This is a genomic window from Flavobacterium mekongense (assembly GCF_047038255.1).
In the GTDB taxonomy this organism is placed as follows: Bacteria; Bacteroidota; Bacteroidia; order Flavobacteriales; family Flavobacteriaceae; genus Flavobacterium; species Flavobacterium mekongense.
This window is the reverse complement of record NZ_CP174374.1, coordinates 2,532,561-2,548,790: the sequence shown is the minus strand read 5'-3', so window position 1 is coordinate 2,548,790 and position 16,230 is coordinate 2,532,561. Positions and strand designations below refer to the sequence as shown.

The following is a 16,230-nucleotide window of genomic DNA, read 5'->3' as shown; positions in this document are numbered from 1 at the left end:
TAAATTGTCTTTAGAAGCTTTAGCCTAATTCAAAGCTGGTAATGCCAAACACTTTGGCTGTGGCTGTTTTGGGCGGTATGTTATAATACATTCGCGCACATTCAAATACATAGCCGGCTTTGTACTTATTTACCATACTCAAAGCCGCTTTATTATTTAAAGGAATATCGAGATATACGGGTTCCTCAATGGCTTCCGTCAGACAGCGTTCGTAGAGTGCTTCTGCTACCTTTTCGTTTTCGGCAAACAGCGGACCGATTTTAAAACCGGTTTGGCATTTTCTCATTACTGCAAATCCCAATAACGTATCTTTTTCAGTATAGGTAAAGGTTTTGGATTTGGTTGGGTTAAGCCAAAGTTTCAGGAATTTTTTTCTTTCCACGCCAAAGCATTCCAAATCGAGTGCAAATAGCGCAGCTTCGTCTTTTGCAGTAGCTAATTGTACCAATGGATTTGCTGGAAAGTGTTCTCCTTTTTTTTCGTAGCGTTCATCTCGGTAAGCGATGGAAAATCCGCCTTTTTGATAAAAGGGTTGCATGGCCACTACGCCATCCATTCCTATGGCAGCGTTGGGTTGTAATCGTTTTAAAAGTGTATCCCTTCGAAGCAACCAAAGATCATTGCCAATGCCTTTTGCCCGATACTCCGGATGTACTATAAAAAAGCCCATAAATCCCAGTTCGCCATTATAGGAAACAATAGAGCCGCCTCCAATCATGGTGTTTTGCTCAAAGTAGCCGTAAAATCCTTCCGGATCAGTTTCATAAAACAGTTCCGCATCATGTAGACCCGGATTCCAGCCTTCACGGGCTGCCCAGCTCACTAAGGTTTCAAATTCGGGAAATGTCAGTTTTCTGAAAGTCAAGGATTCCATGAGATGCATTACAAATAAGACTTTCCGCTATCGGTTAAATTTTTGAAATACGGAAAGATGGATAAATCATAGTAGTTTACCTCACCGCCTTTGGCCAAATATTGGTTGTAATCGTCGTATAATTTGCGGTATTGTTGGTAAATTTTATAAGAGTCATCGTGGTCTTTGTAGTAATCTTTAAAATCTATAGTGATATTTTCAAAGCGTGTTTTAGCAACCGGATCTCCGTTGAGAGCAGCGGTAAACAATTTTTTAACTACCCCCGAAATCATGTAATGATTCGGTCGTTGGCTTTCTTCCAGGTAAGCTTTATCGGCAGCAGCAAAGGCAGCTTGCTTTTGTTGGGGAATGTCAAAATTAACGGTAACAGCAGAATAATAAATCCGATTGTTTTTGGCATAAATGGTTTGTCGGTAAACAGGAATCTCTAAATCTAACCAAACCTTGTTGTAAGCGTCATATACATCCATCGGAAAACGGTAATCCAATACCAATTTTTTGTCTTTGTATTTTAAAACGCGCGACGGATACAATGATTTTAGAGGTTGGTTGATTACGCAATCGTATATTTCCCCTTCGCCACCGTTGTACTCGCTTTGCAAATACTGAAGCCAATTCATAGTGCCCAAGTTACTTCCGGGTACTGAAATGGTGCCTACTTTGCACACCACTATACTGTCGCCCTTAGCTGTAATGGGAAGTTTGGTAATCATTTCCTCATCGGTTAGGGTACAACCACAAGCATTTTTGGGTGGTTTTGGAGGGAGTTCATTACCTTTGTTTTGGCAACTCAACACAAACAAGGCAGATAAGCCTAAAACTATTTTGCGAATCATTTTCTTAAAATTGATTAGGCTAAGATATAAAAAGGGATTGAAAATGAGCTACGTTGTTTCGGTACCGGTTCTAGCTTACGCTCAGTTCGCTGCGCTCGAGTCGATTTCCTTCGGCAGTCGGCTTCGCCTCGTGTCAATTTTTATTCCGTTACACTCTGTGAAAACCACTCGAACTGACGAAGTGGTATTCAAAAGCAAAAAAAGCTTGTTGAGTACTACACTATATTTTATCTCCCAAACCCACAGCCAATCCGAATAAAGCTGCTGTTAAGCCCAAATGTATAATAAGCCAAGCCCTTTGCCACAAAGGTCTGTCGTTCCATTTTTGGTCTTGGTCAAACGGATCAAAAGCTAAAGCAATACCCAATTGTACTGCTGCAGAAGAATAATCTTTTTGGACTAAAGTGTAATACACCGCCAATAAAACAAAACCTGCATAGATATATTTGGTATAAGGTGTTTTCATATTGTTTGATTTAAAGTTTGAAAACATTAACTCCAATGGCATACCCATAGGTTTTGCCTTTTTCGTCTTTGTAAATTCTGATTTTGTTGCAGGCTCGGCCCAAATCAATTTTCGTCCAAGTAGTACCGCCGTCTTTGGTTTCGTAACCCGAGTTCATGGTGCCTACAAAGCCATGATTGGCATCTATAAAACCAATCCCGAATTCGCGCGCACCGGCCTCTTCCACCAAGTTGATTTCTGTCCATGTTTTACCACCATCGATAGTTTTGGCTACCCTTTGTTGTTTCACATTGGTATCGGGGTTATACGATTGAATGGTCACATAACCTACGTCTCGTGTTGGAAATGAAGCCTTCCAAGTGGTTTCAAATGGACGGGCTGATTGGTACACTTTCTGCCAAGTTTGTCCGCCATCGTCAGTGGTTAGGATTAAGGCGTTAGATTGGGTAATGTCTTCACTGCTGGCGGCACATACAATGCCATTGTTTTTATCAAACATTTTTATATCGAACAGCATTTTGCAATCGTTGTTCATACTGCGAGATATCCAAGTTGTACCACCATCGTGCGATATCATAAGATTGGCCGGACTTCCCACACGACCTACGGCAAACAAATGGGTCTTGTAATCAATTTTTCCGTGGTTAATGTATTGTTCTTTTACTACATCTATCGCACACAACCCTTTTACATAGGGACCTTTATAAGGAACAGGCTTCCAAGTTTTGCCTCCGTCTTTGGTGCCATAAAGCGGAATGGTATCGGTAACATTCGGGAAGTAATCGGTACCTACTGTACCGGCAAAGCCAACGTTTTTATCAACAAAAGCAATAGTTCTGAAAAAAGTCCCTTTTTGTTCACATTGTTTCTCCCAATGGGTACCACCGTCTTTGGTATGGTATATCTTCCCATAGCCATTAACATACCAGCCGGTGTTTTCATCCACAAACACTATGTCGTCTTGTTTGCCCGGATAGGCCTCTGTATTGAGTTTTTTCCAAGTGTTTTCCTGTGCTACAGCTGCGCTGATCAAAGAGATGATCAGTATCGAAGCTTTGATTACAATTTTTGTCATAGCTTAGTTTTTTTAGTTAGTCAAAATTATCGACTAAAAGAAAAACGCTATTGTCAAAAATTGCTAATTTTTATCGGCAAACTGTTTAGGCGTGCAACCGAAAGCGCTTTTAAAAGCTTTGCTGTAAGCAGCACTGTCGGCAAAAGAGGTTAGAAGCGCAATGTCTTGAATAGGGTAGCTTTGCTGCAATAGTATTTTAGAATACTCCAATCGTTTTTTTAGGATGTATTGGTAAGGCGTTATGTTGAATACGGTTTTAAACAAACGCAAAAAATGGTATTCCGATAGTTTGGCTTCCCGTGCAATGCTTTCGAGGTTTATTTTTTCCAAGAAGGCTTGGTCGATGTAGTTTTTAGCATCGTAAACAAAGTTAAACAGTCGCCCATTGGTTTCTTGTTTTACCGCTTTTAGTCGATTAAAGCGTTGGAAGATTTCGCTTTGATCGTTTACAATGCATTCGGCTACCGCATAAAAGAGTTCGTTACTGATGGCAGCATTTCCGTGGTATAAATTTTCAAAATTGTCCGATAGTTTTTGCAGGGCATAGCCTAGAGTAGTGTTTTGACCATTGTATTTTTGAACCATCCATTCCTGTTCAAATAAAAAGCCGGAAAAAGCATTGGGGTTTTCAAACTTGTATGCCATTACATCGGTGAGTAGTGTTTTGGCCACATCAATACAAATACCCTTTACAGATGTTGTACTGTCGATGAGTACTTTAGAGGTGGTATTGTAATTGCCAATCACATATTCACCGGTGTTGACATTAATTTTTTTGTGGTTTAAGGTGTAAAGTTCACTGCCGGAGACTACATATTTAGCCGAAAATCCGCTAAACTTCACCTCTTGTTCAATTTGGTTGACCAAGGACAAACGCAATTCGTTTCCCTGTGTATCTGTAAATATTTTTTTGTTTACCAACATGTCACATCCTTAAGTTTCGGAGTATAGGTAGCCATATGAAGCTGATTGTTACAAAAATAAATTGAGATTTTATCCTTGTATCGGTGGTGAAATAATGGCATTAGGCGAAACTTTTTTTAACATTCATGAGATTGAATCGTTAGTATCATTTCAGAGGTAAAATCGAAAAAAATAAATAAATTAATATATTGTAGGAATTTAGTATTTAATTTTTATTTTAGTAAAAAAAATATTACCCTTGAAGACATTTAGATTATTACTACTGGTTTTAGTAGGTTTTAGTGCATTACAAACTTCTGCCCAAAGTTCTTGTCCCAACTCCGATTTTGAATTAGGCGATTTATCCGGTTGGCAAGGAAAAACCGGTAATTGCTGCCCGATATTTACAACTCCTTCAGGGATTGTTAACGGAAGACATACCATAATGTCTGGCACCGCTACCGATCCAAATACTTGCGATGTAGTTCCTGTTGTAGCTCCCGGCGGATTGTATTCAGCCCGTGTTGGAAATTCAGATTCCGGTGCAGAAGCCGAAACCTTGTCTTATACTATGACGGTAACACCATCCTCTTCATTGTTTATCTATAAATATGCTGTTGTATTGGAAGATCCCGGTCATAGTCCTTCAGAGCAGCCTCGTTTTCAAGTAAGGGTTCTCAATGCTGCCGGGCAATTAATTGATCCGTTATGCGGTGTTTACACAGTAGTAGCTGCGGATGGTTTGGATGGATTTCAAACTTGTTCCAATCCTGTAGCCGGCGGAGAAGTTCGTTATAGAAATTGGACAACGGTCGGACTTAATTTAAGTGCCTACATGGGGCAGAGTATTACTGTTGAATTTGAAACCGGCGATTGTTCTCCCGGAGCGCATTTTGGGTATGCTTATGTAGATGCCTATTGTTCCCCTTTGCAAATTGGCGCCACGTATTGTAGTACTTCATTTGCGGCACAGTTAACAGCACCTATAGGTTTTACCTATCTTTGGAATACCGGGGAAACAACACAATCTATCGTAGTAACCAATCCGAACGGCGGACTAACATACACCTGCACCTTAACCTCAGTTACCGGTTGTACGGTTGATATTTCAACGGTCTTGCAGTTGGAAGACCCCATTGCGGATTTCGCAATAACCAATACTTGTTACAACAATGCCGTTTTTGAAGATACTACGGTGTTGGTAAATAGTACTTTGCTTGACAGCTATTTATGGGATTTTGGAGATGGTACGACTTCCACAGAGCATAACCCGACGCATGCTTTTCCTTCTACAGGAACATATAATGTTACGTTTACCACTTTTAATGCTTTTGGCTGCTCGGTAACCAAAACACAAGCTGTTACGGTATATATGGCGCCTACGGCCCAAATTTCTTACGGGCAAGCTAATTTTTGTACTTCAGATACTGCGGTCAAAACGATAACTTTAACCGGAACCGATTTGTATACAGGCGGAACCTATAGTGTATCTCCGGCCACCGGTTTGAGCTTTGATCCGGTCACGGCCGAATTTACCCCCAGTACCAGCGCCCCGGGAACTTATGAAGTTACCTATACCATTCCTACCAGCAACAACTGTACAGTACCACCGGTTACCATTACCATTACCATATATGAGTCACCTTCTGCCACTATACAATATGCATCTGCTGCTTATTGTAAATCATTCAATTGGCCACAATCGATTTTTCTAACCGGTGTAGGGCAAATAGGAGGTGGGATTTATACCGCTACACCCGCAGGTTTAACTCTTAATGCCACCAATGGTGAAATAATACCATCCAGTAGTGTGGCCGGGGTTTATCAGGTTACTTATACCACGCCACCGGTGGGCGGTGTTTGTAGTGCCGTTGTGGCCACTACACAAGTAACCATTATTGCTTTGTCTACGGCAGTGTTGCAATATGCCACGCCTTTTTGTAATTCGATTGCTGTGCCACAGTCGGTTACAGTTACAGGAACAGGAAGTTACGCTTCTGGTACTTTTTCCGCGACTCCTTCGGGCTTATCGCTCAATCCCAATACGGGTGCTATAGTTCCCAACCAGTCAGTAGTTGGTAATTACACCATTGCTTATCTCATTCCGGCGGCAGGAGGTTGTCCGGCAGTAAATGAGTACGCAACAGTTACTATTACTGAAATGCCTACAGCAGCCATTAGTTATGCCGACCCTTTTTGTATGTCTTTGAATAGTCCGCAAGCGGTTACCCTTTCAGGTACTGCAGCTTATACGGGTGGTACTTATACTGCACCGAGCGGTGTAACCATCAATAGCAGCAACGGAGGCATTACACCAAGTTCGAGTATAGCAGGGTTACATACCATAACTTATACAATGCCTACTGTTGGCGGTTGTACACCGGCAACTGTTTCCACCACCGTTAGAATAGATCCTTTACCGACACCTCAATTGGCTAATTTTGCTATCTGTGAAGATCCGAGAGGACAAGTATTCCGTCCGGCTATATTGAATACAGGATTAAGTGATTCACTTTACACTTGTCAATGGTTTTTGAATAGCGCACCGGTAACACCACCTGTTACTTCAAATATAAACACGGTAGCTGCTCCCGGCACTTATTCGGTGCTTGTGACCAATAATTTAACCGGATGTGTGGCACCCTCGGTTTCCTCAACGGTTACTACAACGGTTACGGTGGAAGATTTTTACACTTATGTAACCGATACTTTTAACCAAAACAACAGTATGACTGTAGTAGTGAATGGAGGAACAGGACCATATTTGTATGCAGTAGACAACGGCCCATTTCAAGAATCTAATGTTTTTTATAATTTGACACCCGGGATACATCATGTATCGCTCACCGATATTGACAATTGTACCGATGTTACAAAAAATGTGATGGTGTTAGGTTATCCCAATTTCTTTACCCCTAACGGAGATGGTGTTAATGATTTTTGGAATATTTATTATTTTGATACACAGCCTAACGCAAGGGTTTATATTTTTGATCGTTACAGCAAACTGTTAACTGTATTAAGCCCACAAAGCCCGGGTTGGGATGGTACTTATAACGGTAAGATGATGCCGTCAACCGACTATTGGTTTATGGTTGAGTTTAACGATTACAATGCCAAAGGAGAAAGAGTGTGGCAAACTTTCCGCTCGCATTTTTCTATGTTGCGTTAGGTGATTTGTTAATAGGTTATATGGTTTGTTAAAAGAGTACGTCCTTGTTTAATCTCTTCAAGTTGTTTTCAAACTAAGCTTTCCTCAATCACCTTAATTGCCTCCAAAAAGTCAATGCTTTTCACTGCTTCAAAAAAGTCTATTTCGGTTTCATGCGGAAGGAAATCCGAGATGATGCGTAGGATAAAGTCTTGTGGTTTTTTTAAGTACATGAAGGTGTAGTCCTCCATATTGATTACGGTTTGCTCCGCCAAATCGGTGGTTCTCACGAATTTATCGGAGGTTAGTGAGGCTAGTGTGACCAGTTTGGTCTTGGGTTCGGCGTGAAGGGGTTGGCCATTTTCAAATAAGCCTCCTTCATAGCCGTATAGTGTAGCTGTGGTAATTTCTATTGGTTTTCCAAACCCCAAGTAGTCGGGCAAATTATTTTCTTTACCCACTATGGCGGCAAAGCCCAATAACACACACACATCGTGTTGGGGTAGCTGCATTAAGGCTTTAGCGGTACTTTCTCGGCCGATACCGGACACGATTACCTCGTAGTCATTTTGCAAGTTGGGAATTCGAGCCAAAGCATTTAGTGCTTTTTCTTGCTCAATATCCATAGGGGTTAAGAGGATGATTTTCATTTTTAATTGGCATTGTAAATAATTGAAAGACCCCTTCCGAAAAAGCGGTAAGCCATTTAAGACTAAGTTAGCGATGCATTAAGCTTTTATACCCAGGTAATCCGGTACTTCATTCGGCATTTTAGCTATGTCAATGGCCATAGCGCCTTCTTGGATGTCGTCGAGCAACCATTGGCCATCGGTGTATTCTAAGAACCATACATAGTCTAAATCGTCAAAGCCTTTTTTGCCTTCCACTACTTTTTGGGTATCGCGATCAACGAGGTAATCTTCGGCTACTACAGTGATAGCTATGGCGATGCGCGAGTTTTCAAAGTTAGGCTCTTCGCTGATTTCTAAATACAAAGGTCTTACTTTGGTGATGTCTTTTAGACGGGAAATATTTTGGAGGTTCTCCTTTTTCCATCGGTCTAAAAAAACTTCCTGTTGGTTTTGCCAGTACCAATGGTTAACGTATTGTTTTACACGGCTTAAATCTTCCTCTTGCCAAGCCTGGTAAACCCTTCTGATGATGTTGTGGAATTCTTTTTGCAATTGCAACCAATGAAAGGCTTTGTGTTCTTTGCTTAGTTGTGACAGTATTTTTTTTATTTCTCGTGCTTTGCGGTATTCTATCAATCGCATGTAAATGATAAGCGGTAAGAAGATAACGGTGAGCAGTATCAAAATTAACTTGCCCCACCAAGTTCTGAAAAAGGCTTTGGCTACTGTGCCTCCGGGTCCGGCATACACCGGGTCTATAGAGAAACAGATGATGATTATAGTTAGTACCACTAACCATTCTTTTTTGCTTAAGTTCATAGATTAGGTATTTACGTTAATGATTCGGATTAGGCTAAAAAGCCCCATCAAACAAAGAATGACAATGTAACGGTATTGTTTTATCGTATAATATTTTTTACGCCAAAAGAAGATACTAAAACCCAAAAAGACGAGTGTTAAGCCTAGTAAGAAATAGATTTCAGCCGTATCGTTTTCCAGTACTTGTCCGTTAGGCAGTTGGATGTTTTTGACTTCTTTGGTAAAAAAAAGCACCTGTAAAGTAACCTCGTCGCCTTCGTTTACTTTGTTGTAAATGGCTTCGGTGAATTGGTCGTTGTTGTTCACAAAATCGATGGAGTAGGTGGTATTGCCTAGTTTGGCACTGCGGCTGGTGTGTTTGTACTCGACCACTGTTTCCATTTTTTGGAGCGGTAAAAACTGTTCGGCTAAAGTAAGTAACCCGGCTATAAAGGGAATTAACAAGGCTGTTTTGGCGAGAGTGTAATATTTTTCGGTGTCCATGATTTTGATCGAGAGGTAAATTTAGTATTTATTTTGATTTTTATCTTATAAAGTGGAAACCTTTGTTTTGTAGTTTTAATTAAAGCCCATTCAATCACACGACTTTGTCACGTCACTCCGAGTGATTTATAACTATGAAACGCTAGTTTTTTTAGTTATAAATTGTATCGACCCGAGCGCAGCGAACTTAGTGCAAGCTGGAAGCGCTGTAAAGATAATGGTCCTCGATTTTCTTCGGCAGCCTGCTTCGCCTCGTGTGCTTTGCTCAATTCGGTAGAAGCCTTGGGTCAATTTTTATTCCGTTGCAATCCACAAAAAAACATTTGAATTTTATGCAGTAATTGAATTGCCTTAAATCTTGATTAAATTGGAGCAATTACTAATTTGTTATCAAGTGATACTTCTGATGAATGAGGAATAAAGACGAACCAATTTCCGGAGGTGACTAAAGAGTAGGTAATTGTTGTGGTGGCGTTTCTTAATTTTGAGCAGAAGTATATTTGGAGTAAGTGAAGAAATAGTTTAAACGCTATTTTATAAGTTGTTAAAGAATTTTGATTTTTTTAAACAACTTATTAGAATCTAATGTAAAACCGGGGCACTTTAAGTAACCCCGGTTTACTAATCAACTAAAAAAGCATGTAATTTCTTAATAAAAACAACAAGGGTACTAACTAATTTTTAATGAACTTTTTTATAGTTGTGTTTTTATCTTGACCTTCTATTGTTATAACATAGATTCCATTTGATAAACTTTCGGTATGAATTTTTAAATCTTCAATTGAATTTATTTTTTTTCTTGAAATTACTTGTCCAAGAGTATTATAAATGGTGTATGAACTTGGTAGTTCAGTATTATAGATTTGAATAGTCAAATTATCGTTAACAGGGTTAGGGTAAATTACTATGGCATCTTTAACAACAAAATCTTCAGCACTAAGGGAAGTATTTATTATAAATGTTTTTGATTCAGTGTCTGTAAACTCTGTTCCACTTGTAATTGTTGTGTTGCCAGCAGTTTTTAAGTTATAGTAACCGTTTCCGTAGTCACAACATATGCCATCTCCATAAGAATCATTAATCGTAAATGTGTAACAGCCGTTAGAAACAGTTATATTTTGTGTTAATAGTGCCGGTAAACTTGAAGTATCTGTATATGGGCCTCCGGATGCAATTGTAGTTCCGGATTGATTTGTAATTGACCAAGTTGTTTCAGAACCATATAGGTCTCTTTGCAAGTTGAGAATCACTTGTGTTGTGTTATAACTGGATGTGATACTAAAAGCCTGAGATTTGTTGTTATTAAAAGTGTTCTGATCAGTTGTATTATTAACGGATTGTATCGCAACATTAAAAGTATGTTCACCTGCCACCGGCGAAATTGTATTAAGTGTAATGATTGCGGATTGATTAGTTGCTAAATTCCCACTCCAATTATAAACTTGATTGATATCATTATCAACATTATAAGTCAGCACAGCTGATGTGATAGCATTGTTGCCCTTATTCTCAAGTTTTATTATTGGAGCGAATGAAGTTTGACAAGCAGTGTTTAAGGATTCAATTTTTAAGGATCCATCAATATCATATACCTCGGGAGCTGTACAGCCATTTGAGGTGGCTAAGGAGGCTCTTCTGGGAGAGTTTTGTAATACGGCTAAAATTCTGGTTTTTTGGTCTTGCGTAAAGATGTTCATACAGCTATCGTCACTATAATCCATATAGTTCTCTACCATATCATTTCCTGCAGCAGCGGTGCAAGTATTGGAACCTGTTTCACAGCCGTAATGCGCAGTGTTTGCGGCCGGAGTATCAGGACAATAATCTTTGTTGCTATCAGTTGTATTTACAGTACAACTGGAATTATCACCCCAAATGTGTCTTAGTCCAAAGCAATGTCCAATTTCATGAGTTGCAGTTCTGCCTTTGTCGTAAGGCGCTTCATAAGTTCCGTTTGGATAGATATCGGAAGATCCAAAAAATTGGTACCCTATGATTACACCATCCGTATTAGCATTTCCGTTAGTTGTATTAATCCCGCCCAAGCCTGAGCTATCAGGAAATTGAGCATATCCGAGTACTCCGTCTAAATCACCTCCGAATTTACAAACCCAAATATTAAAATATCTTGTCGGATCCCATTGCGTTTGGGGTTTTAAAGTGTTTTCTACTGCTGTCTCTCCCCAGCTTTCTGTATTTAAGTTTACCCTATTTATACCGTTAGTTGCGTTTCCTTCGGGATCTTGTTGTGCAAAACAAAACTCAACTTCAATATCCGCTCCAACACTATTGGTATTGTATCCCGGAGTATTAATCATTTTGCGAAAATCCTGATTGAGTATGGTTATCTGTGATTGTACTTGTTCATCGGAAATATTCTCACTGGTTCCAATGGCATCACCGTTATGAATAATGTGGACTACAATTGGAATAGTTATCACTGCATTTGTCTCTCGATTACTGGATTTGTTTTTTTTGATTTCCTCAATTTTAGGGGCTATCCATTTCTCGAATTGCTTGGTGTTTGAACGATTGGGATATTTTTTTGCTAAGAATTTTTCATATTCAGTGGTAACACATCTAACCTTATTGCGTGATGAGTTGAAGTTTTCGATTTTTTCTCCGAAGACTACTTTACCTGTTCTGTTTTGGCTATAGGTGATAATACAAATAAGATGAATTAAGACCAATAATGTACTTTTGCTTTTCATATATAAGATTGTTTTTAAATGCTTGGGTATTGATTCAAAAGTATTTACATTATTAAAAAAATGAAATTATAATATACTTGTCTTTATTTTTGGTCTATCAATCAAGGTTAATTATCTACAATTCCGAAACGCAATTAAAAATGTTCGATAAGTTCTTGATAATGGTTATCAATCTTTTTAAATTAAAGATAATTAGTCAGTAATAATCCATGTTAATACAAAAACCTCATTATGATTTTACAATACATAATGAGGTCACCCCATGAAAAAATCTAACTTAAAAAATGAATTTTGGCTTTGAATATAATGGTATTTGTAGTGATTCTTGGATTTAATTATAAACCATAACAATATTGCCTTCAACCGATGTCCGATACTGTTTCATGCCATATTCTTGTCCCACACTTTGACCGGAAAAAAGGTTGTATGTAGTGTCATCGCAGTCACAAATAGCTTCTATGCCATCAATCTCCATTGGTGATTCACAATTAGCAAAAGGGATATTTGGACAAGCCAAATCAAAAGCAACAAAATTATTACCGGTATTGAAAACAACAATACCTCTAGCACCAACACTATAGTTTATGATATGATTACTAGCGAATTGCAAGTTGCTATTTCCGGGTAAGCTCATATCAATTTCGAGGTTAAATGAATAATTAGGGATATTGGGATTATTATTATTGAAAGTCCCTCCGCTATCACAGGAAAAGAGTAGCAGAACCAAAGCATTGACTATAATTAATTTTTTCATCTTACTTTTATTGATATTTATATACTATTGAATTCTATACAATGCGGCATATTAAATTCATAGAAATTAAAATCATCATTGCTATTTTTCAGGTTTCCAAGTATCACTTTCGTCATGAAATTTCTTTAATTGCTCTACTGTTAGCACTTTTGATAGTTTGGCCGTAAGGAGTTTCTTTTTCGCTTCAATCTTTTCTTTGATAGTTTGAAAATCGGGTCTTTCTTCGGGCTTGATTTTTGTTGGGTCAAAAGTGTTTTCTTTTTCGAAGGTTTTTAAAATCTCCCTCACTTGAAGTTGTTGTAGTTCATTGAGTTTTAGCTCGGTTGTCATTTTTGCAAGCATCTCATCAGTAGACAGCGGTTTTTTGAATTCGGCAGGTATTCCCTCTGATGGTAAACCTCCCGGTGGCGTTCCGCCGAGAGGCATTCCACTTTGAGAAAAACATGAATAACCAAAAATTAAAACCAATGATAAAAGTATTTTTTTCATTTTAGTTGTATTTAAAATAACAAGCCATATTACAATCTCTTTATACAGTCTGTTATTATTAATATAATTCGTGATAGCTAAAACAGAAAAGTTGCAAAATATGATGTGTTGTTGTAAAGGATTGAGTTGCTAAGTTATAGTAGCTTTGGATTGATTTAAAATTTATTATACTGACATGGTTTTTTTATCCATGAACTTCCATAATTTTCATATAACTCATTATCAAATAGATAAAACTACTCTTTCTTAATGTTCAGTTAAATAGAAACTATATGTTGTATTTTAAGCTCAAGAGTACTATTCTGGATTGAACCGTGTAGGCAGAAAAACTACTTGTACCCCCCAATTGACTAAAGCTATTAGTGTTAAGTGATTTGGTGTTTAAAAGGTTCGTAGCCGATAATTTCCATTCCCATTTACTCTGTTTCTTTTGATAAATTATGCTGGCCGATAAGAAGTCATATTCACTATCAATGGTTTTTGATTTATTGTAATTGTGGTATAAACTATACTCTGCCGTAAAAGAAAAAGCATTCAGAAAAAAATACTCTAAATTAACGGTTGGACTATCGGTAAATATGGTGTCTGAAAAGTTATTGTTTACAGTATAATTATAGGTAAATCCAAGATTTGGATATTTTTTAAAGGTGGTTGAAAAGCCTAAAGTATAATTTTGGCTGACCGATTCGGTGGTTTGGATTTCGGTTGGATCATTTTGGGGATTGCTATCATTATCCGGGTAAACGCGAATGTTATTGAACTTATTCCAATTAACCCTTATGCCAAGATTACCTTTGTAATATTTTGAAAATGACCGTCCATAATTGATTGATCCTGATATCGTCTCTTCTGCGAAATTGGAGTTAATGTTTACAGCAGTTGAGGTTTGATTTACCCCTGTTAGTAATGTTTTGTTTTTAACTGCCTCAATTTGTTTGGTGTAGCTAAGATTAGCAAATATATTTTCATAGTTAAACATATTGTATTTAAAATAGCGAATGGAATGAACTTGTGAAGTAGCATTTTCTAAATTTCGATTGCCACGAAATAAGCTATTGTAATTAGAAAAAACGTAGCCTTCTGCAAGCTTATTGATATCGGTAAAGTTGTTAGTAAGTGAATAATCATAGGATAGAGTTTCAGACTTTTTAATCTGCCATAAGGCATTAATTCCGGGTAGAAACCGAGTGAAGGAAACTTTGTTTTGAGAGTTAAGTTGTTCATCTTTCATACTATAATTATGAAAACTGAAACCCGGAGTAACGATAACTTTACCTAATAAAAATCTGTAATGTATTCCCAAAAAAGCATCGTTAAATTGGTATTTAACAGTATTGTTATTTTCGTCTGCCGTTAAATCATTTTGGGAACCGTTATCTAAAGTTTGAAAAATAGAAGAATTAAAATTTTGGTAAGAATAGGTGTTACCCAATGTTAGGTTTATGTTGCTTTTAGCATTGAGAGTGTAGTAGTAGTCAAGTTTAGCGTCTGCCTTGTTGGTTTTGGTGAATCTGTTCTGATTAATGATATTTCTGTTTTGTGTCTCGTTATACCCGTTTAAAACAAAAGGTTGATTTTCTAAATCAGCATTATAGAATGGGTCTTCCTCCTGATAAAGATGTTGTAATTCTAAAGCAATGACGTTTTTATTGTTTAGCGTGTAATAGTAGTTGAGATTTTGATTGATTGAAAATGGATTTTGTTCTTTTTCTGTATAAATATCAGAGAGTAAGCTTGAGTAGCTGGTGCTTTTTTCAGTTTGGTTAGAGTACTTGGCTAAAATGTCGTAGTCAACATGTAGTTTTTCCGATGGGACATAACTGGAACTCAGCTTAGCCATTATTTGTTTGCTGTCTTGATTGGTATTCTCCTGCGCAATTTCTGTTATATTTTGTACAGTTCCATCAGGCAAGTTGTCAGTCCTGTTTGAGGTTGTATTTGTGATTAAGTTGATTTTACTACCCATAAAAATTCCAAAACCACTAATTGTTAAGGCTTTTGAAGGGTTATAGCTAAAATTTGCAGCGCCAAATGAAGTTTCTATTTTGGCCGCTTGATTGTTTTGTAATCCTAAGATTCCCAAGTCGTTGGATGTAATGTTAAAACCAGTGCCTCCTTTTTTCATTAAGTTTTTAAAGCCACCGGTAAACTTAAAATAATCTTGAGCTGTTAATGGCATTTCACCTATATCATTCCAATTGGTAATAATGTTAATGCTGTATTTCGGACTGTAATAAAATAGTTTTGGATTGATAACAGAGCGCAATTCATCATTACCGGTTCCAATACCTGCACTGAAATCACCAAACCAGAAATTCTTTTTACCCTCTTTCAGCTTTATATTTAATGCAATATTTTCTTCATCATTGCCAAGTCCTTTTAGGTTTAATACTTCATTATAGTTACGTAAAACTTGTATTTTATCTAATGCATCAGCCGGAATGTTTTTTGTAGCTATTTTAGTATCACCATCAAAAAAATCTTTACCCTCAATCATTACTTTTTGAACTTTTTTTCCTTCAACCTCAATTTCACCATCTTTATTGACCTCAACTCCGGGTAACTTCTTTAGTACATCTTCCAGTTTTCTTTCCGTTCCGTTTTTAAAGGCGTCGGCTTTGTATGAGATAGTGTCTCCGCTAATAGTTACGGGCATTTCTCTCACAATTTCTACAATGTCTAATTGAATACCTTCTTTTAATATAATTGGTAAAATGATATTTTTATCTTCTACATTAATTTCTTTTTCAAAAGGCTGGAATCCTAAATAAGTTGCTTTTAGGGTGTAGTTGTTGTTTATTTTTACAGTAACTGAAAATTTTCCTTTGCTGTCAGTTATAGCATATCCTTCCATAGTATTTGTATTTTTATTTAATACAATTACATTGGCCATTTCTATAGCTATGCCTGTTGAATCTTTTACTGTTCCTTCAATGCGGGTATTTTGTGAAACCATACAGACTGTGAACAATAAGAAAATAAAGAGAAAGATTTTTTGCTTCATTATACTACTGATTAAAATATATTCAAAGTGTAC

Annotated in this window: 13 protein-coding genes; 1 reads left to right on the top strand and 12 read right to left on the bottom strand. The window is 37.5% G+C overall.

Going from position 1 to position 16,230, the window contains the following annotated elements:
* Positions 1 to 19: 19 nt before the first annotated feature.
* The 5 genes from ACJG85_RS11050 to ACJG85_RS11030 form a co-directional block, all read right to left on the bottom strand.
* A complete protein-coding gene (locus ACJG85_RS11050; RefSeq protein ID WP_412476432.1) occupies positions 20 to 874 on the bottom strand; it encodes a GNAT family N-acetyltransferase in 855 nt (284 codons plus the stop codon).
* Positions 875 to 882: 8 nt separating this feature from the next.
* Entirely contained in the window at positions 883 to 1,710 is an 828-nt protein-coding gene (locus ACJG85_RS11045; RefSeq protein ID WP_412476431.1) for a hypothetical protein, read from the bottom strand.
* 220 nt (positions 1,711 to 1,930) lie between these two features.
* A complete protein-coding gene (locus ACJG85_RS11040; protein ID WP_409680741.1) occupies positions 1,931 to 2,176 on the bottom strand; it encodes a hypothetical protein in 246 nt (81 codons plus the stop codon).
* Positions 2,177 to 2,186: 10 nt separating this feature from the next.
* Positions 2,187 to 3,251 carry a WD40/YVTN/BNR-like repeat-containing protein gene (locus tag ACJG85_RS11035; RefSeq protein WP_412476430.1) on the bottom strand — a complete coding sequence of 355 codons (1,065 nt, stop codon included), beginning with the start codon at positions 3,249 to 3,251 and terminating at the stop codon, positions 2,187 to 2,189.
* A 63-nt stretch (positions 3,252 to 3,314) separates the two neighbouring features.
* Positions 3,315 to 4,175, bottom strand: a complete 861-nt coding sequence (locus ACJG85_RS11030; RefSeq protein WP_412464128.1) for a helix-turn-helix domain-containing protein — start codon at positions 4,173 to 4,175, stop codon at positions 3,315 to 3,317.
* Positions 4,176 to 4,413: 238 nt separating this feature from the next.
* Here ACJG85_RS11030 and ACJG85_RS11025 point away from each other — a divergent pair, with 238 nt between their 5' ends.
* Entirely contained in the window at positions 4,414 to 7,326 is a 2,913-nt protein-coding gene (locus ACJG85_RS11025; protein ID WP_412476429.1) for a T9SS type B sorting domain-containing protein, read from the top strand.
* Positions 7,327 to 7,394: 68 nt separating this feature from the next.
* Here the strand turns inward: ACJG85_RS11025 and ACJG85_RS11020 are convergent, their stop codons facing one another.
* From ACJG85_RS11020 to ACJG85_RS10990, 7 genes are all read right to left on the bottom strand, one after another.
* Positions 7,395 to 7,955 carry a hypothetical protein gene (locus ACJG85_RS11020; protein WP_409680753.1) on the bottom strand — a complete coding sequence of 187 codons (561 nt, stop codon included), beginning with the start codon at positions 7,953 to 7,955 and terminating at the stop codon, positions 7,395 to 7,397.
* A 78-nt stretch (positions 7,956 to 8,033) separates the two neighbouring features.
* Positions 8,034 to 8,756: a hypothetical protein gene (locus tag ACJG85_RS11015; protein WP_412464126.1), complete on the bottom strand. Its 723-nt coding sequence runs from the start codon at positions 8,754 to 8,756 to the stop codon at positions 8,034 to 8,036.
* 3 nt (positions 8,757 to 8,759) lie between these two features.
* On the bottom strand, positions 8,760 to 9,239 hold the full coding sequence (locus ACJG85_RS11010; protein ID WP_412476428.1) for a hypothetical protein: 480 nt from the start codon (positions 9,237 to 9,239) through the stop codon (positions 8,760 to 8,762).
* A 674-nt stretch (positions 9,240 to 9,913) separates the two neighbouring features.
* A complete protein-coding gene (locus ACJG85_RS11005) occupies positions 9,914 to 11,950 on the bottom strand; it encodes a T9SS type A sorting domain-containing protein (protein ID WP_412476427.1) in 2,037 nt (678 codons plus the stop codon).
* Positions 11,951 to 12,281: 331 nt separating this feature from the next.
* Positions 12,282 to 12,704 carry a Rieske (2Fe-2S) protein gene (locus tag ACJG85_RS11000; protein WP_412464124.1) on the bottom strand — a complete coding sequence of 141 codons (423 nt, stop codon included), beginning with the start codon at positions 12,702 to 12,704 and terminating at the stop codon, positions 12,282 to 12,284.
* Positions 12,705 to 12,785: 81 nt separating this feature from the next.
* The gene (locus tag ACJG85_RS10995) at positions 12,786 to 13,193 is read right to left on the bottom strand and encodes a hypothetical protein (RefSeq protein ID WP_412476426.1); all 408 of its coding nucleotides are present in this window, start codon (positions 13,191 to 13,193) and stop codon (positions 12,786 to 12,788) included.
* A 268-nt stretch (positions 13,194 to 13,461) separates the two neighbouring features.
* Positions 13,462 to 16,197, bottom strand: a complete 2,736-nt coding sequence (locus ACJG85_RS10990) for a carboxypeptidase regulatory-like domain-containing protein (RefSeq protein ID WP_412476425.1) — start codon at positions 16,195 to 16,197, stop codon at positions 13,462 to 13,464.
* Positions 16,198 to 16,230: the final 33 nt, after the last annotated feature.